Below are 16,406 nucleotides of genomic sequence, written 5' to 3' on the forward strand. Positions count from 1 at the left end.
TCCTGACCCCCGCACATTCTAAGGGATTCGGGTATCTCCTGACTTTGGGGAGGTAACAGCGATGATACAGAACATTACGTACGATGAACTCATTTTAAGAATCATTATTTTATTAAGAGACGGCAAACGCAAAGAATTTAAAAACATTATGGAAGAACTTCAGCCATATGATATGGCCTATTTATTTAAAGAACTTCCAGAAAAACACCGCGGCCGTTTCCTCAGCTTTTTAACAATCGATGATGTGACGGAAATGATGGGTGAGCTTGAGCGCGAATACCAAGAAATTGTGCTTGAAAAAGTAGGAAAAGACAAAGCCACCTTCGTCACAAACAAAATGGATAACGATGACCTAGCCAACTTGTTTGATGAAATGGATGATGAGCTGAAAGACCAGCTTTTATCAAACATGGAGGCGGAGGAATCAAAGGCCGTCCAGCTTCTCATGAATTATCCTGCTGAGACAGCAGGCCGGATCATGACCAACCGGTACGTTTGGATTCCTCAGCACTATACGGTTCAGGACGCAGTAGTAAAGCTGAAAAGCTTTGCTGAAATTGCAGAATCGATCAACTATTTATATGTCATTAATGATCAAAAGCAGCTTGTAGGGGTTCTGTCGTACCGGGATCTCATTTTAGGTGAACCAGATGAAAAAGTGCAGGATCTTATGTTTACAAGAGTCATTGCCGTTGGAGCTTTTCAAGATCAGGAAGAAATCGCAAAGTTGATTGAACGGTATGATTTTCTTGCCATTCCTGTTGTAGAAGAGAACAATGTCCTTGTCGGAATCGTCACAGTCGATGATATCATTGATGTCGTCATTCAAGAGGCAGGAGAAGACTATGAGAAGTTCGCTGCCTCTGGTAAAGATATTACATTCGACACGCCCGCTTTTGTTGCGGCATACCGCCGTCTCCCGTGGCTCATTTTGCTCTTATTCATTGGGCTGATTTCAGGCAGTATTTTAAATTACTTTGAAGATACCCTTCAGCAAGTCGTCGCCTTAGCCTTCTTCATGCCAATGATTGCCGGGATGACAGGGAATACAGGCACACAGTCGCTTGCCGTCGTCATTAGAGGACTTTCAAAAGAAGAATTAACGAAAAAAACCATTATGCGCCTGATTTTTAGAGAGCTCCGAACAAGTATTTACATTGGGATTGTCTGTTCCATCATTATTACAGTCGTCGCAATGGTGTGGCAGGGCAATATGATTTTAGGATTTGTTGTCGGTTCCTCACTGCTTGCCACACTGATTATTGGAACGATGGCAGGTACGATCGTGCCTATTATTTTACACAGATTAAACGTCGATCCTGCGATTGCATCTGGGCCGCTGATTACAACATTGAATGATATTTTATCACTGCTTATCTATTTTGGTATTGCGACAGCGTTCCTTCATACACTTATGTAGCAAGAAGACTGTAAAACATGACGTTTTGCAGTCTCAGCGCGCTGACAAACCCTTGCATTCGGTGTCAGTCATTGCGTGCCGGTGCTCACGAATGTTCAATTCGCTCCGCTCCGGTACTCGTTCTTCCTTGACTTCAAAGGTTTTCAGATCGCGCTGAAAGGTAGACAAAGGACCATCCTTTGTCCACAATCTAAGCCTGTAAAACATGACGTTTTACAGGCTTTTTTTGTATAAAGATTGCATATAGCGCTTCCATCCTTTACATTTTAAGGAGAAGGTGGGAGAGAAACATGAAGAAATTCTTATTCGTTTTGATGTGTATGTTTTTGCTGAGTGCATGTCAAAGGGAGGACGAGGGGAAAGACCGAAGGCTAGTAGCTGCAGAGCATATGCTTGAAGCCATCACCGAAGGAAATAAAAGAAAAATGGAAGACATCTACGTCGAAGGTGCGGTCCCGAGCCCGGATGACATTCTGAAACTGAAAAAAGAATGGGGCATAGACACGCTTTCTTATGAGGATTTTCAATTGGAAGAAGCCAGCATTCATGTGTTCCATGCGAATTATGAAGATGCAAAAACCGGGAAGAAAAAGGCACTTGCCCTGCGGGTGAAAGAAGATCCTGAAAGAGGCGGCGTGCTGATTGACTTTGTAGGGGTTGTAGAAGGTACTGAAGCTTCCTCTAAATAAAAAGAATCGTTCAAAAGAGCGATTCTTTTTTTGTTTAACGATTTTTATACCGAAAGTGTGCGTTAATCTGGCCTTCCAGCATTTTTTTCTTAAATTGTCCGCTTTTTAGCGCTTGTTCTTTTTTCTTCATGTCTTTTAAAATTTCAGCTGTCTGCACACCGTCTTCCCGTTTATTGGCGATGTCCATCAAACGTTCAACATCTGCAAAAGAATATTTCCGTGTGCCTCTTGTTGAGCGCTGGGGGTAAATGAGTTTACGTTCCTCATAATATCGGATTTGCCTGACGGAAAGCCCTGTTAGCTCACTGACAATCCCGATTGAAATGACTTTTTTATCTTTATAAGATACATCTTCCTGCGTCATATACTCACCCCTGCAAGTCTTTTCTTCATATTATATAGAACGAGAAGTGAAAAAACCTATCGTTTGTTAGAAAATATAACACAAAAACGAAAAAAATGAAAAAACCATGGAAGGAAAGATTACAGGGAGTGTGCAATACATCTTACGGCGACATATAATCATGGTGAATTGACATAGGAGGAGGAGCATATGATGGAGCAAGCACAGATCATTCGTATGGCAAAAGAAATCATCGCATTAGATGTGAAGAGGGATGAATTGCTCGAGCAATTCATGCAGGCTGCAGGTCAGAATGCACATGCGCTTCTAAGAGCCATGCAAAATGATTTGTATAAGAAGTCTTCATAAGCACCCGATCCAAATCACTTGATAGGAGGGATAATCGGTGCGGCGTATATTAAAAGAAGCTTTAGCAAAGGAAAGACATTATTATACGAAGCAGCTATGTTCATTAGGGGTTTACAGCCCTGATGCGGCCAAGAACATGACAATTAGTGACCTAAAAAAAGAGTATCATTTCTTTTTCAACAAAACAGAGCGCTGTTTGTAAAAATCCCTTGAAATGTGCGTATGTCACATAAAGGGTTCTTTTTTTGTGTTTAATATTATAGCAATATTGAATTTTGTAGAAATTTGGCGAATGAAGTGCAAGAAACCATAGATTCTTTACAGATTTTGTTAAAGTGTGTCGCATCTTGATGGTTTGCTGAAAAAGCTTTTTTTCGAGATGATTGTGAAAAATAAGAAGGATTTTAAAAGTTTATATCGAAACCTTATACATAACACGAATGGAGTCACTTATGTGGTTGAAAGTGTTTTCAAAAACGTACTTCTATTTTTTACGAAAGGCTCCAACTGCACCGCAAGACAGCCTTGAAGTTAAAAAAATATTATAAGAGGTAGATATGTGATGAGACTATCGTTTAATGAAGAAGAAGTAGAACGCTCAATGACGCTTTACAAGGTTTTTGCAAGAGCATTTAAAAGCGTTTCAGAACACAGTATTAGAGACAGCAAAGAGCATGGATTCAATCCAACTGAATTTGCCGTTCTTGAATTACTGTACACAAGAGGTGCTCAAAAGCTTCAGCAAATCGGCTCAAGACTCCTGCTAGTCAGCGGGAATGTGACGTACGTAATTGACAAATTAGAACGAAATGGTTTCATTGAAAGAGAACAGGACCCCAAGGATAAACGGTCGGTTTATGCCCATTTAACGGAAAAAGGGCGAAGCTATCTTGACAAGATTTATCCGATCCACTCTCTTCGGATTGCGCGTGCATTCTCTGGTCTGACACGTGAAGAGCAAGAGCAATTGATTAGTCTATTGAAAAAAGCAGGTATTCACAGTCAGCATTTATTATTTAGATAAAACGAAAAGGTGCCATCATTGGCACCTTTTAAATTGTTGACAAAGGGCTAAAGTGATCTTTATTTTAGCCCTTTGTCTTCTTCTCAGCTCAGCGTGACAGAAAACCTTTGAAGTCTAGGAAGGACGAGTACCGGAGCGGAGCGAATTGAGCATTCGTGAGCACCGGCACGCAGGACTGACACCGAATGCGAGGGTTTGTCTGCACGCTGGAAGGTGCCATCATTGGCACCTTTTTTATGTGTCAAGCAGCGCCGGATAGGCGATGAATTTTTCAATATCGCTTGCTGGCAGCGGTTTGGCATAATAAAACCCCTGCAGGTCGTCACAGCCCTGGGCAGATAATAGCTGAGCCTGTGCAAACGTTTCAACACCTTCTGCTATCACTTCGAGAGATAATTGGTGTCCCATCGCTATAATAGCCCCTGTAATCTGTTCTGACTTTGAATCACTTAAAATATCCTCAATAAAGGATTTATCAATTTTCAGTCGATGAATCGGTAAATCCTTTAAATAGCTTAATGAGCTGTGGCCTGTACCGAAATCATCAATACTAATGCGGACGCCAAGCTGTTTTAGCGACGTTAACACCTGTTTTGATTGCTTGATATTGTCCATTGTCATACTTTCTGTGACTTCAAGCTCCAAGAGTGACGGTTTCAGGTCGTATTTTTTCAGTGTGAGCTTGATCAAATCAATTAAGTCTTCAGAATTGAATTGTTTCGCAGATAAATTGACAGCCACAGGAATCTTCAGCCCATCGTCATACCACATTTTTGCCTGTTTGCCAGCCGTATCAATGACCCATCTGCCAATATCAATGATCAGACCTGATTCCTCTGCCAGCTCAATAAAAGCCTCAGGTGATTTTAAGGACCCATCTGGTGCCTTCATTCTCAAAAGGGCTTCAACCCCAGTCATCTTTCTTGTTTTGGCACTGACTTGCGGCTGGTAGTGAAGGACAAATTGCTCTCTTTGAATGGCATCCCTCAGCTCCAGCTCCCGGTTTAACCTGTCCTCACTTAATCTTTCCATGGATTCGGTAAAGAACTCATAACGGCTCTGCTTATGTTTTTTGGATAAATACATGGCCATATCGGCTTTTCTCATCAGCTCCATTCCGTCTTTGCCATTTTGCGGAGAGATGGCGATCCCAATGCTGATTGACGTAATAAGCTGATGGTTCTGGATGAAAAAAGGACGTTCAAATTGATGGATGATATTTTTAGAAAATTGTTCGATTTTATGTGTATCATGATCCATGTGGGGAAAGATCATTAAAAATTCATCACCGCCAAGTCTTGCGATAAAGCCATTGTCCGGTAAACATTGCGTCAGTCTGTTTGCGGCAGCTTTCAGCAGTAAATCTCCTATGTTATGCCCGAGTGCATCATTAATAATTTTAAAACGATTTAAGTCCAGAAACAGAACTGCTGTTGATGTTTTTGACTTTTCTTGAGCGGAGAGAACATCATTTAAATGATTGATGCCGTGGCGGCGGTTAGGAAGCTCTGTTAGTGCATCATAATGTGCCATCACATGAATTTCCTTTTCTGCAATCCGCTGCTGCGTTAAATCTTTTAAAACAAGATAAATGCTGTCGAGTGAATTGTTCACATGAACAGGTATGTAAGTGACATGATAATAATAAAAACGATCTGCTGTTTTCAGTTCTGCTTCGCGTGTGATAGCTTTTTTTGACTGAGAAATAAATTCTTCCCACAACTCAGTCGGCATCACATATTGGCTGACATCATCACCAATCTTAGAATTGTACAACTCTAAGATTTGTTTACCAGAGTCATTTGCAGAAAGAACCTTTCGATCGACAGATAACACGATAATGCCGTCTATATTATGTTTGATAAGCGATTGAAACCGTTGTTCATTTTCTTTCAGCTGATCTGACTGCGTCATGATCCGGTGATCAATATAGGCCCCAAAAATCATCAGTGTTTGGACTATAAGTGTCATTAAGCCGACAAAAATCGACAGACTGAATGGCGACATTTCAAGAGATCCACCTATAGTAGCCTGTCCATTTGAATGATAAAACATGGTAGAGGCAGCCATACCAGTATAATGCATACCTGCTATAGCACCGCCCATCAACATTGAACCGAGACCCTTTAAAAGATAATTCTCCCGTTTACTTTTCGTGCGGTCAACACGAAAGAAGAGTTTCAATGAGAAGTAGGAGGTAATGGCAGCAATGAAAAACGAAAGAAAAAAGAGGACTGGATCATAGCTGATTGAGACATTGGCCATTGATTCCATTCCAAGATAATGCATGCTGCAAATAGCTGAACCCATGGTGATTGAACTAATGAGCAGCCGTCTTCTAGAGAGCTGCTTTTGAATGCATATTGAAAAAGCGATCAAGGATCCGATAAATGAGGCCAAAATCGATAAAATCAGTAAGGATGTATCATATGTGATGCCAACACGCATTTGAAATGCCATCATGCCAATAAAATGCATCGACCATATCCCCATTCCCATGATCATTGCACCAATGAGCAGCCATACCTTTTTCTTTGCACCGCTTGATTGTGCTACCCTGCTGGCTATATGAAGAGCTGAGTAGGAGGCAACAGCGGCGACAGCGATTGACAGAAAGACAAGCCATCCATTGTAGCTTCCTGTTAAATGGGTCATGTAAGAAAACCTCCTGTACTTTAAAACAGACATATACTTAATATATCGGATCGAATGGCTTCTGTGTTCACCTTTCCTTCACTTAAATACAATAATCAACGTTTTTTTCACCCTTCTTTTATAGTAAAATCAAATTTAATGTAAAAAAACGACGAAAAGCGAATCGTTTCTTCGGTTTTATTCGTTTAATATATGGTGTGATTCTAAAAGAGATAGAATCAGTCAAATGATTATGTTTGAAAGGGATTGATAAACATCGAAGATTTTATTATTTCTTTAGCTGATGCCTTTAAGAACTTGTCATACTTTGGCATCTTCCTCGCATTATGCATTGAATTTGTACCTGCTGAAGTGGTTTTGCCTCTTGCGGGTTACTGGGTCTCAGAAGGGGACATGGCTTTTATCGGTGTTGTGGCGGCCGGCTCCATTGGCGGCGTGGCTGGTCCTTTGACCTTGTACTGGTTAGGACGTTACGGCGGCAGACCCTTCTTAAATAAATATGGAAAGTACTTTTTTATAAAACCTGAGTCGCTTGATAAATCGGATGCTTTCTTTGAAAAGCATGGCGGATTCGTCGCATTCAGCGGCCGGTTCATACCAGGAGTCAGAACGCTGATCTCCATCCCGTGCGGTATTGCCAAGATGAATGTGTGGGTCTTTTGCTTGTATACGTTTTTGGCAATTACACCAATTACGTTTGTGTATGTGTATCTTGGGTTTATGCTTGGGGAGAACTGGAAAGAGGTTGGCGCCATGATAGATCCTTATCTTTTACCAATTGGGATCGGTGTTGTGTTATTGTTTGTTGTCTACCTATTGATAAAACGAAGAAAAAGAAAAACAGAAACGCCAACTGCCTAATCACTGGATTGAACAGAAAGTCAGCTGTTGACAATCCAGTGTCTATTGATTATGATATAAGTAATCTAAATATTCTAAATCCCGCCAAAGGGGAGTAGCGTCCGGTTTTTACCGGAAACAAAGTCGTCATTACATGGACTGATGTTCATCGGCTTTGTTGGCATGATTCTACATATCACATGTCTAGCAAGACCTTTGCCATTACAGGCAAAGGTCTTTTTTGCATTCATAAGCCTTTGTCTGTTGTGGGACAATAGATAAAAACAAGGAGGAATGATGATGGATGCAGCTATTATTTTAGAGTACGGGTGGGTTCTGCTCGTACTGATTGGATTAGAAGGGATTTTAGCAGCTGATAACGCGCTGGTCATGGCCGTGATGGTCAAACACCTTCCTGAAAAACAAAGAAAAAAGGCATTGTTTTACGGACTTGCAGGTGCGTTTGTCATGCGGTTTGGTTCTCTGTTTCTTATTTCGTTTTTAGTGGATGTGTGGCAAGTTCAAGCCATTGGTGCAATTTATCTTCTTTATATTTCCATTCACCATATTTTAAAATCGCACGTATTTAAGAAAAAGGAAACTGAAACAAATGTGAAACAAAGCGGCTTCTGGGCAACAGTCGTGAAAGTAGAGCTGGCTGACATTGCTTTTGCCGTAGATTCCATTTTAGCGGCCGTCGCTTTAGCTGTGACACTGCCAAAAACAAGTCTTCCGCAAATCGGTGGACTCGATGGCGGTCAATTTATTGTCATTCTTTTAGGCGGTATCATTGGTCTTGTGATTATGCGATTTGCAGCAACTGTCTTTGTGAAACTGCTCAAAACAAGACCGAGCCTAGAAACAGCAGCATTTGTCATTGTCGGATGGGTGGGTGTGAAGCTCACGCTTTATACACTGTCACATCCAGCTATTGGGGTCGTATCGTCTCATTTTATCCATTCAGCATTATGGAAAGTCATTTTCTGGACAGTGCTTCTCGCAATTGCAGCATTTGGCTGGTTTTTATCAAGTCCATCAAGAAAAGGCGGGCAGGAAAACGAGGAGAAGCAAGAGGCACGCCTGGGAGAGTAGGTTTTTTGAAAGAAATATCATTTCATTTTCATAACACGTATATTACAAATAAGGGGGAGATACCCCCTTATTTCTTTGCTTTTAGACGAAACATTGTAAAGTAGATGGTGACATACATGTCATAATTGAGTAACAGGAAATGAATTCCTCATTTCTTCCTTTGCGCTTCCCTCATAAATTAGCTATCATAAATGAGTAATATAGGGAGAACTGAGGTGAAACCATTGCTTAGCCTTTTGTTTAAAAAAGGAAAGAAAAAGCAAACATTAGAGCAGTCGGCTATCAGTATTCAACAAGGTGATATCGAACTGCAAAATGCATTAATAGAGCAATACAAACCATTTGTCGCTAAGACGGTTTCATCCGTTTGTAAACGATATATAGATGAAAAAGATGATGAATTCAGCATAGGCTTAATAGCCTTTAATGAAGCGATAGAAAAATACTCTGCCGAAAAAGGAAACTCACTGCTTGCTTTCGCAGAATTAATTATTAAAAGAAAAGTGATTGACTATATTCGTAAAGAAGCAAGAAATGCGCCAACGGTTCAAATGGACCTGCAAGAAAGTGAGAATGGCGAATACTCTCAAAGCATGATTGAAGCAGAGCTCTCTGCAAATGAATATAGGCGTTTAATTGAACAAGAACATAGAAGAGAAGAGATTGAACATTTTAAAGAACGACTGAAAGTATACGGTCTCACGTTTCAAGAGCTGCTTGAGCATTCACCAAAGCATGCCGATGCCAGGCAAAATGCGATTAAAGTAGCCCATACACTCGTTGAACACGATGAGCTGAGAACGATTTTATTTCAGAAAAAACAATTGCCGGTCAAACAGCTGGAAAAGCTAGTGGAAGTCAGCCGCAAAACGATTGAGAGAAATAGAAAATATATCATTGCGATGGCGATCATTATGACAGGTGATTATGTGTATTTGAAAGATTACCTTAAAGGGGTGCTTAATTCATGAGAAGAGGCATTATAGTAGAGAAAAACAAAAAATATGTCACGCTGCTGACCCCTGATGGACAATTTCTGCGGACAAAATATGAAGAGCAAAACTATGAAATCGGCCAAGAAGTGACATTTCCGAATGAATCACGTCTCGAAAGAAAAAGAGCCGGTTTTTTTGACCTGCTTCGTTTACGTCCGTTAAATGCAGGAATCCTATCAATAGCAGCGATTATTGTCGTAATTTTTACTATGATGCCATCTTTCTCAAGTCAAAAAGCATATGCGTATATGACAATTGATATTAACCCAAGCTTTGAGCTGAAGCTTGATCACAATTATCAAGTGATCGGTGTCACACCGCTGAATAAAGATGCAAAGCAAGTACTGGCGAGTATGAAGGATTTAGAAAAAAACGACATGACCAAAGTCGTGCAGGAAATTATAGATGACTGTGACAAAAAAGGATATGTGAACCATTCTAAAAGTATTTATATTTCAACCGTTTATGAAAACAAGCAGGACAATACATATAAAACAAACGTAAAAAGCAAAATTAACACCATTTCTGGTGAATATCAAAAACGCAATTATAAGCTGGAAACTGTGGAAAGTGACATGGAAACAAGAGAAAAGGCTCAAAAGGCAGGCATTTCAACAGGAACATATATTAGAAATCAAGAAATGCAAGATCAAGAACATGAAGACATCAAAAAGGATGAAGACGGAGCAGATAACGATGCTGTGAAGGAAGAAGATCCTAAGAAACATGATGAAGAACAAGCAGATAAAGACAAACAAGAAGACGTAAAGACAGACGATAGCGAAGAGATGCAGCCAGATCAAGAGGCTCCTGAAGCTGAGGACAAAGAGCAGAAGGAGGCAGAGAGGGAAGAGCAAGGATCTGTTCAAAAGCCTCAAAAACCTGATGATGCAAGCAAAGACAACAAGATAAAGGAAGAAAAGGATCATTCTTTCGATAAAGAGCAAAAAAAAAATCAATCAACCGATCCTGATGAAAGAAGACACTGGAACGGCACATCACGTGGTGATGCGGAAAAACATGCAAAAAAAAACGGCAGGGATCAGAACAATCCATCCGCTGAACAAAAAAGAGAACATGCGAAGCAAAAAGGGAAAGGTGCACCGTTTCCTTATCGCGAGAACCGGCATGAGCACACATATGAACAATAAAAAACGCCAGATTAGCTCCGGCGTATTTCACCATGTCTTTATTTAGATTGATTGCCCATTTGTGATTGAGCCTGTTGAACGAGTCTTTTTGTGATTTCACCGCCAACAGAACCGTTTGCACGTGAGACTGTATCTGAACCGAGAGTGACGCCAAATTCTTGAGCGATCTCGTATTTAAATTGATCTAAAGCTTGTTCTACTCCAGGAACAAGAAGTTGATTTCGATTTGCCATGTTCATATTCCTCCTTTCACCTCATGTTTGTTGCGCCTTCTTATTTTGAAAAAAAAGCCGTACATTTATGCTGGCAATTGCTGTACAAAAAAACCGAGATGATGAAGGTCACCTCGGTTCTTATTTATCCCTTATTCAGCTGCAGCGTATTATACATCATTTCTTGAGCTGTACTTTGCAAATGAGAAGTAAATACAGAGAAGACGGTAGAACTGATAATTCCTTTAATCAAATTCCATTGGCTCTTCGTCAATTCTGTAAACTCGTCATGGAGTTTGTCTGTCTGCTCCTCAGTTATTTCTCGTAAATTTGTTTCCTTTAATGGAAATTGTGTATGGTGATAAATAAAATCAAGGACGTGCGCATATGCTTCATAAAAACGGATTGGACTAATAATATCATCTGTTCGATCTGTGATGGTGTTAAATAAGGCAGATAAGATCATACGAATGCTATCGAAGTCAAAAACTGATTTTAAATCCCTGACAATTAATAAAATAACGACCTGATCAATAGAGTACTTCTTGCCAAGCTCTGGATGGCCAATCATATCTTTAATATCACGTTTGATCCAATTTTGAATCGCCGTCGATTTAAGAGAAGTCAGCTCACACAAGTTGCCAAGCTCAACAATTTCATTTGTAGAAAGGCCATGCTCTGATTTTTGCTTCCGCCGTTCAAGCTTCTCAAAAAAAGACGGGATCTTTAATTCATCATAGTCATGATCCTTGCCATTTTTTACAGATAGTTTCAAAAGCTGAAGCGGAGTCAGATCTCCCTCTCCTTTTAGAGAATACAGAAGTCTTGTCATGTCAATTCTCGTTAATTTAAAAGTAACCATGTTCCACCTCATTTGTACGTCAAAACGTGATTATTGATCTAATTCAACATCATAGTCTCTTTTTGATGAAAATGCAAAATAAACTCAAATTCAAACCTGCGCGTCACAATTTGTTCACTTTTCTGCTGGGGCGAATGTCGTAAATATTGATGTGATGGGGCTTTAGCCGTTATGATAAACAGAGAAAGTGATTCCTTTTTCCTTGCAATTTGAGACGTTTATTTTTATAATTTTATTAATAAGTTCATTTGAACTTAATATGACAGCGGAGGTTATGTATGGGTAAGAGAATATTTCTGTTTATATTAACGAACATTCTTGTTATCACTACGATTGGTATTGTACTGTCGGTTATTAGTGCAGCAACTGGTGTTGGTTCTTATATAGGAGCAGACGGAAGACTTAATATCCTTTATCTTCTTGTATTCAGTGCAGTTGTTGGTTTTGTTGGCTCGTTTATGTCACTTGCAATGTCTCGCTGGATGGCAAAAATGATGATGGGTGTACGTGTGTTAAATCCAGAAAAGGATTCATTAACATATGATGAGCAGCAGCTTGTTGACCGCGTGCACAGACTTTCAAGAGCAGCAGGCCTTTCTAAAATGCCTGAGGTTGGTATTTATCAATCATCTGAAGTCAATGCATTTGCAACAGGTCCTTCTAAGAGAAGATCACTTGTTGCGGTATCAACTGGATTGCTTCATGAAATGGATGATGCAGCAGTTGAAGGTGTAATCGCCCACGAAGTCGCTCACGTTGCGAATGGTGATATGGTGACGATGACGCTGCTTCAAGGAATCGTCAACACGTTCGTTGTGTTCCTTTCAAGAATTGCGGCATGGATCGCAAGCCGTTTTGTTTCACGTGAAGAGCTTGTGCCGATTGTTCACTTTATCGCTGTGATTGTTTTCCAAATCATTTTCTCTATCCTAGGAAGCCTTGTCGTGTTTGCATATTCTAGACACCGTGAATTCCATGCAGACCGCGGCGGAGCCGACCTTGCAGGTAAAGATAAAATGATTCATGCGCTTCGTTCACTTGAGGCGTACACGTCAAGAATCAAAGATGATGATCAAACAGCAGTCGCTACGCTGAAAATCAGCGGTAAACGAAAAGCTTCTCTTTTCTCAACACACCCTGATTTGAACGAAAGAATCAGAAGACTAGAAGCAAAATAAGAAAGACGAAAAGACATTCTTTAACAGGATGTCTTTTTCTTTTTGATGAAAAAGAAAATAAAGCATAAAATAGCTTTAAAATCATGTCTCTTTTCATTAAAATGATAAAGGTATTCGAAAAGATAGATAAAAGAAGGAATGACAATGAATCCTATAAAAAAGCTAATTGACCGGCTGTCAGCTTTTCAGTTGATTGCCCTTTATTATTTTCTTGCTGTGACCGTGTCGTTTATTCTTCTCAGCCTGCCAGTGGCTCATCAAGAGGGAGTCAAATGGACATTCATTGATGCCTTGTTTACAGCGGTGAGTGCGGTAAGTGTTACAGGACTGACTGTTGTCGACACCTCACAAACATTTAGTGTGGCAGGGATGTGGATCCTTGCGTTTGTTCTGCAAATTGGAGGCATCGGCATTATGACGCTCGGTACCTTCGTATGGCTTGTCATGCGAAAAAGAATTGGAATTAAAGAAAGAAAGCTGATCATGGCAGATCAAAACCAAAGCAATTTATCTGGAATTGTGAAACTAATGAAGCAGGTCTTATATTTAATTTTGCTGATTGAGTTTGTCGGCGGGCTGATTTTAAGCATGTATTTTCTCAAGTATTACGATGTGCAAAGCGCTTTCTTGCATGGCTTCTTCTCAAGTATTAGTGCGACAACCAATGGTGGCTTCGATATTACAGGGAGCTCTCTTATCCCTTACAAAGATGATTATTTCGTCCAGTTTATTACGATGCTGCTGATCATCTTTGGAGCGATTGGCTTTCCTGTGCTTGTGGAAGTAAAGGATTATTTGTTCAATCAGGACCGTAAGCACGCATCGTTCTCATTGTTTACAAAAATCACCACGCTCACGTTCGGCGGCCTTGTCGTTGTTGGAGCGATTGGAATCTATGCACTTGAAGCCGGGTTTAGCTTTGTAGGGAAAAGCTGGCACGAAATCTTGTTCTATTCTTTATTCCAATCGACTGCAACAAGAAGCGGTGGGCTGACAACGTTAGATATTACGCAGCTGACGGAACCGACGCTTTTATTTTTATGTATGCTCATGTTTATCGGGGCTTCCCCAAGCTCTGTGGGGGGCGGAATTCGGACAACTACGTTTGCTCTTAATTTACTCGCCTTGTTTCATTTTGCTAGGGGAAATAAGTCCATTAAAATCTTCAAGAGAGAGCTTCATCAAGCGGATATTAATAAATCCCTTATGGTAACCATGATGGCGTTTATTTTGGTCTTTGGCGCTACGTTCCTGTTATCCTTAACAGAGCATAATACACTTCTTGAAAATTTATTTGAAGTTTGCTCTGCTTTCGGAACAACGGGGCTGTCACTTGGGATCACCTCAGATCTCACTGTGTTTGGTAAATGTATTATCATGGTGGTCATGTTTATTGGCCGGATCGGCATTCCAAGCTTTTTATATTTAATAGGCCGGAGAGAAAGCGAAGCAAATTATCATTATCCGAAAGAGCGCGTCATTATTGGTTAAACAGCATTCCATTTGAATGCTGTTTTTTTATTTCCATTATCTAACTGGCTAAATCATATGGGATGTTCGCAATCTATAGGTAAGAGGTGAACGAGACGTGCTGGATGTATTATGGAAAGCAATTGTCATGCTGCTAGTTGGTACCTTGCTGCTGAGAATAGCAGGGCCTAAATCCATTAGTCAATTAACTGTACAACAAACAGTGATTATGATTTCAATCGGATCGATTATTATCCAACCCTTTATTGAGCATAATTTACTTGAAACCATTTATGCAGCTACCATCTTTATTGTGGCACTTGTCATTATGGAAAAGCTGTCGATTCAATCGGATTTTTTTGAAAAATTGCTTTCAGGAAAATCGGTCGTGATTTTACAGGATGGCGAAATGCTTGATCATAAGCTGAAGAAAACAAGGCTCACAAGGGATCAATTTAAAATGCGTTTAAAGCAGCAAGGCATCACTGACATCAGCTGTCTCAAAAAAGCCACGCTAGAAGCCAATGGACAAATTGGCTATGAGTTAAAACCTGAGGAAAAGCCAGTGACGGTCAAGCAAATGAAAGAACTCCTTGACCAATTAAGAGAAGAACTAAACCTGTCAAAAAAGGACTGAATGCAGATGAAAAGAAAAGCAGCGAAAAATGAAGCATTAACAAATAATATGACGCCGACAGAAAGCATGGCACATGATCAAGGACAAACCCAATTTGACGAACAATCAAGAGATCGTCAGGCAAACCGAAATTCTCATAAAGGAAAACAAGGGGGAGCATCTCGTGACTAAGAAGCATATGAAGAGCAAAGAGATGAAGGACCATAAAAAGCCAATGGACCCAGATATTTTAGAAGAGGAATTTGGCAGTGAGCTTGGAGATATTAACAGCAGCAAATGGATTGATACATTGGTGAAGCCAAAGAAAGATGCTGCATGTCAGCAGAATAAGAAATAGAAAAAAACGATCCATGAAGGATCGTTTTTTATTTGATATAACTGCCTTGCCTGCCGGTGATTGTTCGCATGAGATTGGTCATTTTGAGCTCAATCACTGGCTGTGCAACGGTTTTGACAAAAGTGCTAGACAGGGTAAAGGTTAACAAAATGGTCAGCAGCAATAAAATGAGTACACTTGCTGCATTTAGCGCCCAGTCATCAAACCAAGTGGTTCTTAGCAGTTTGATTACAAAGCCATGTAATAAATAAACATATAACGTTCTTGTTCCCCATTTTGTAAAGAAGAAACGGCGTGTTGGAACTAATGCAAAGAAGCTGAATGTAGCGCCAAATGCAAGCAAATACCATGCCATTCGTTTCATCGCCGCAATCATTCCTTCATCTCCAAGAGAAGCATACGACTTTGAGCCAAATAAGAAGGAATAATCAAATTCATAGAAGTAGCAAAACAGGAACACAGCCATTAATACAAAAAGTGCTGCAAGCTTTCCTTTGCTTGTACGGATGAATTCAAAATGCTGCTTTTTTAAATAGAATCCAGCTAAAAACATAGGCAAGAAGACAAACGTGCGTGATAAGCTGAGTGTATCGCTGATGCTGTCCACATAACCGACAAGTAATGCAATTGATAAACTGACGATCATCGCCCAGTGGAACGGCAGTTTTGAAAAAGGAATAAGCAGCAAGTTCCAAAAGAATAAACTAATTAAAAACCATAAGGACCATTGCGGATCAATTGGATTTAAATTGGCCATGCTTTGATCCTGTAATAGATAATAGTAAACCGAATAGATCACCTGAAAGATTAAATATGGGATGATCAGCTTAACGGCGACTTTTTTCATAAAGCCTGGTTTTCTAAACCCTTTTGCAAAAAAGCCAGAAACTAAAATAAAGGCGGGCATGTGAAAGGTATAAATAAACTTGTATAAATAGAGCATCCAGTCATTATCATGAATGAATGATCGTAACAAATGACCAAAAACAACTAGAAAAATCAGAAGGAATTTCGCATTATCAAAATAACTATCTCGTGAGGATGCCATAACATCACCTTTCCTGCTCGTTTTCGAACATAAATGTTCTAAGTGCACTGTTCCCTTATTTGCCTCATTCTAAAATACATTTTG

General features: G+C 40.0%; 19 protein-coding genes and 1 riboswitch. Of the genes, 14 read left to right on the top strand and 5 right to left on the bottom strand.

Annotated features, from left to right (window positions below):
• Positions 1–61: 61 nt before the first annotated feature.
• On the top strand, positions 62–1,420 hold the full coding sequence (gene mgtE / locus H7F25_RS05220; protein WP_024424654.1) for a magnesium transporter: 1,359 nt from the start codon (positions 62–64) through the stop codon (positions 1,418–1,420).
• 290 nt (positions 1,421–1,710) lie between these two features.
• Complete coding sequence (locus H7F25_RS05225) at positions 1,711–2,109, top strand: hypothetical protein (protein ID WP_024426817.1); 399 nt, start codon at positions 1,711–1,713, stop codon at positions 2,107–2,109.
• 34 nt (positions 2,110–2,143) lie between these two features.
• Here the strand turns inward: H7F25_RS05225 and H7F25_RS05230 are convergent, their stop codons facing one another.
• A complete protein-coding gene (locus H7F25_RS05230; protein WP_024424656.1) occupies positions 2,144–2,473 on the bottom strand; it encodes a MerR family transcriptional regulator in 330 nt (109 codons plus the stop codon).
• A 192-nt stretch (positions 2,474–2,665) separates the two neighbouring features.
• Here H7F25_RS05230 and H7F25_RS05235 point away from each other — a divergent pair, with 192 nt between their 5' ends.
• From H7F25_RS05235 to H7F25_RS05250, 3 genes are all read left to right on the top strand, one after another.
• On the top strand, positions 2,666–2,821 hold the full coding sequence (locus H7F25_RS05235; protein ID WP_087975683.1) for a hypothetical protein: 156 nt from the start codon (positions 2,666–2,668) through the stop codon (positions 2,819–2,821).
• Between the two features lie 37 nt (positions 2,822–2,858).
• Complete coding sequence (locus H7F25_RS05240) at positions 2,859–3,023, top strand: hypothetical protein (RefSeq protein ID WP_024426818.1); 165 nt, start codon at positions 2,859–2,861, stop codon at positions 3,021–3,023.
• A 357-nt stretch (positions 3,024–3,380) separates the two neighbouring features.
• Positions 3,381–3,845, top strand: a complete 465-nt coding sequence (locus H7F25_RS05250; RefSeq protein WP_087975546.1) for a MarR family winged helix-turn-helix transcriptional regulator — start codon at positions 3,381–3,383, stop codon at positions 3,843–3,845.
• Between the two features lie 234 nt (positions 3,846–4,079).
• Here H7F25_RS05250 and H7F25_RS05255 read toward each other — a convergent pair whose 3' ends face one another.
• The gene (locus H7F25_RS05255) at positions 4,080–6,500 is read right to left on the bottom strand and encodes a bifunctional diguanylate cyclase/phosphodiesterase (RefSeq protein WP_185854361.1); all 2,421 of its coding nucleotides are present in this window, start codon (positions 6,498–6,500) and stop codon (positions 4,080–4,082) included.
• Between the two features lie 246 nt (positions 6,501–6,746).
• Between H7F25_RS05255 and H7F25_RS05260 the strand changes: the two genes are divergently transcribed.
• The 4 genes from H7F25_RS05260 (at position 6,747) to H7F25_RS05275 (ending at position 10,578) form a co-directional block, all read left to right on the top strand.
• Complete coding sequence (locus H7F25_RS05260) at positions 6,747–7,361, top strand: DedA family protein (protein ID WP_025092317.1); 615 nt, start codon at positions 6,747–6,749, stop codon at positions 7,359–7,361.
• A 77-nt stretch (positions 7,362–7,438) separates the two neighbouring features.
• Positions 7,439–7,545: riboswitch (yybP-ykoY riboswitch) on the top strand.
• Positions 7,546–7,640: 95 nt separating this feature from the next.
• On the top strand, positions 7,641–8,432 hold the full coding sequence (locus H7F25_RS05265) for a TerC family protein (RefSeq protein WP_025092318.1): 792 nt from the start codon (positions 7,641–7,643) through the stop codon (positions 8,430–8,432).
• Between the two features lie 215 nt (positions 8,433–8,647).
• Positions 8,648–9,403 carry an RNA polymerase sigma factor SigI gene (gene sigI / locus H7F25_RS05270; RefSeq protein ID WP_003210952.1) on the top strand — a complete coding sequence of 252 codons (756 nt, stop codon included), beginning with the start codon at positions 8,648–8,650 and terminating at the stop codon, positions 9,401–9,403.
• A complete protein-coding gene (locus H7F25_RS05275) occupies positions 9,400–10,578 on the top strand; it encodes an anti-sigma factor domain-containing protein (RefSeq protein ID WP_185854362.1) in 1,179 nt (392 codons plus the stop codon). Before sigI ends, H7F25_RS05275 begins: the two co-directional genes overlap by 4 nt.
• Positions 10,579–10,616: 38 nt before the next feature.
• Here H7F25_RS05275 and H7F25_RS05280 read toward each other — a convergent pair whose 3' ends face one another.
• Positions 10,617–10,811: an alpha/beta-type small acid-soluble spore protein gene (locus tag H7F25_RS05280; RefSeq protein ID WP_024424662.1), complete on the bottom strand. Its 195-nt coding sequence runs from the start codon at positions 10,809–10,811 to the stop codon at positions 10,617–10,619.
• A 124-nt stretch (positions 10,812–10,935) separates the two neighbouring features.
• A complete protein-coding gene (locus tag H7F25_RS05285; protein ID WP_024424663.1) occupies positions 10,936–11,652 on the bottom strand; it encodes a DUF1836 domain-containing protein in 717 nt (238 codons plus the stop codon).
• 278 nt (positions 11,653–11,930) lie between these two features.
• On the opposite strand from H7F25_RS05285, the gene htpX reads away from it, so the two are divergent.
• From htpX to H7F25_RS05310, 5 genes are all read left to right on the top strand, one after another.
• Positions 11,931–12,830: a protease HtpX gene (gene htpX, locus H7F25_RS05290; protein ID WP_024424664.1), complete on the top strand. Its 900-nt coding sequence runs from the start codon at positions 11,931–11,933 to the stop codon at positions 12,828–12,830.
• 144 nt (positions 12,831–12,974) lie between these two features.
• Positions 12,975–14,321 (top strand): TrkH family potassium uptake protein, encoded by a 1,347-nt coding sequence (locus H7F25_RS05295; protein WP_080652937.1) that lies wholly within the window; start codon positions 12,975–12,977, stop codon positions 14,319–14,321.
• A gap of 97 nt (positions 14,322–14,418) precedes the next feature.
• Complete coding sequence (locus H7F25_RS05300) at positions 14,419–14,937, top strand: DUF421 domain-containing protein (protein ID WP_024424666.1); 519 nt, start codon at positions 14,419–14,421, stop codon at positions 14,935–14,937.
• A 6-nt stretch (positions 14,938–14,943) separates the two neighbouring features.
• Positions 14,944–15,108, top strand: coding sequence for a hypothetical protein (locus H7F25_RS05305; RefSeq protein WP_087975542.1), 165 nt, complete (start codon positions 14,944–14,946; stop codon positions 15,106–15,108).
• Complete coding sequence (locus tag H7F25_RS05310; protein ID WP_166644678.1) at positions 15,101–15,274, top strand: hypothetical protein; 174 nt, start codon at positions 15,101–15,103, stop codon at positions 15,272–15,274. Before H7F25_RS05305 ends, H7F25_RS05310 begins: the two co-directional genes overlap by 8 nt.
• 28 nt (positions 15,275–15,302) lie before the next feature.
• On the opposite strand, the gene H7F25_RS05315 is transcribed toward H7F25_RS05310, so the two are convergent.
• The gene (locus H7F25_RS05315; RefSeq protein WP_041116436.1) at positions 15,303–16,322 is read right to left on the bottom strand and encodes an acyltransferase family protein; all 1,020 of its coding nucleotides are present in this window, start codon (positions 16,320–16,322) and stop codon (positions 15,303–15,305) included.
• Positions 16,323–16,406 lie beyond the last annotated feature (84 nt).

This window comes from Bacillus sp. PAMC28571 (genome assembly GCF_014250435.1).
Classification (GTDB): Bacteria; Bacillota; Bacilli; order Bacillales; family Bacillaceae; genus Bacillus; species Bacillus safensis.

What these genes read in the sequence shown, in the direction of transcription:
- H7F25_RS05305 (WP_087975542.1), top strand. Translation starts at nt 14,944, where the DNA reads ATGAAAAGAAAAGCAGCGAAAAATGAAGCATTAACAAATAATATGACG.
- H7F25_RS05280 (WP_024424662.1), bottom strand. Translation starts at nt 10,811, where the DNA reads ATGGCAAATCGAAATCAACTTCTTGTTCCTGGAGTAGAACAAGCTTTA.
- H7F25_RS05255 (WP_185854361.1), bottom strand. Translation starts at nt 6,500, where the DNA reads ATGACCCATTTAACAGGAAGCTACAATGGATGGCTTGTCTTTCTGTCA.
- mgtE (WP_024424654.1), top strand. Translation starts at nt 62, where the DNA reads ATGATACAGAACATTACGTACGATGAACTCATTTTAAGAATCATTATT.
- H7F25_RS05235 (WP_087975683.1), top strand. Translation starts at nt 2,666, where the DNA reads ATGGAGCAAGCACAGATCATTCGTATGGCAAAAGAAATCATCGCATTA.
- H7F25_RS05295 (WP_080652937.1), top strand. Translation starts at nt 12,975, where the DNA reads ATGAATCCTATAAAAAAGCTAATTGACCGGCTGTCAGCTTTTCAGTTG.
- htpX (WP_024424664.1), top strand. Translation starts at nt 11,931, where the DNA reads ATGGGTAAGAGAATATTTCTGTTTATATTAACGAACATTCTTGTTATC.
- H7F25_RS05275 (WP_185854362.1), top strand. Translation starts at nt 9,400, where the DNA reads ATGAGAAGAGGCATTATAGTAGAGAAAAACAAAAAATATGTCACGCTG.
- H7F25_RS05285 (WP_024424663.1), bottom strand. Translation starts at nt 11,652, where the DNA reads ATGGTTACTTTTAAATTAACGAGAATTGACATGACAAGACTTCTGTAT.
- H7F25_RS05225 (WP_024426817.1), top strand. Translation starts at nt 1,711, where the DNA reads ATGAAGAAATTCTTATTCGTTTTGATGTGTATGTTTTTGCTGAGTGCA.
- H7F25_RS05230 (WP_024424656.1), bottom strand. Translation starts at nt 2,473, where the DNA reads ATGACGCAGGAAGATGTATCTTATAAAGATAAAAAAGTCATTTCAATC.
- H7F25_RS05315 (WP_041116436.1), bottom strand. Translation starts at nt 16,322, where the DNA reads ATGGCATCCTCACGAGATAGTTATTTTGATAATGCGAAATTCCTTCTG.
- H7F25_RS05265 (WP_025092318.1), top strand. Translation starts at nt 7,641, where the DNA reads ATGGATGCAGCTATTATTTTAGAGTACGGGTGGGTTCTGCTCGTACTG.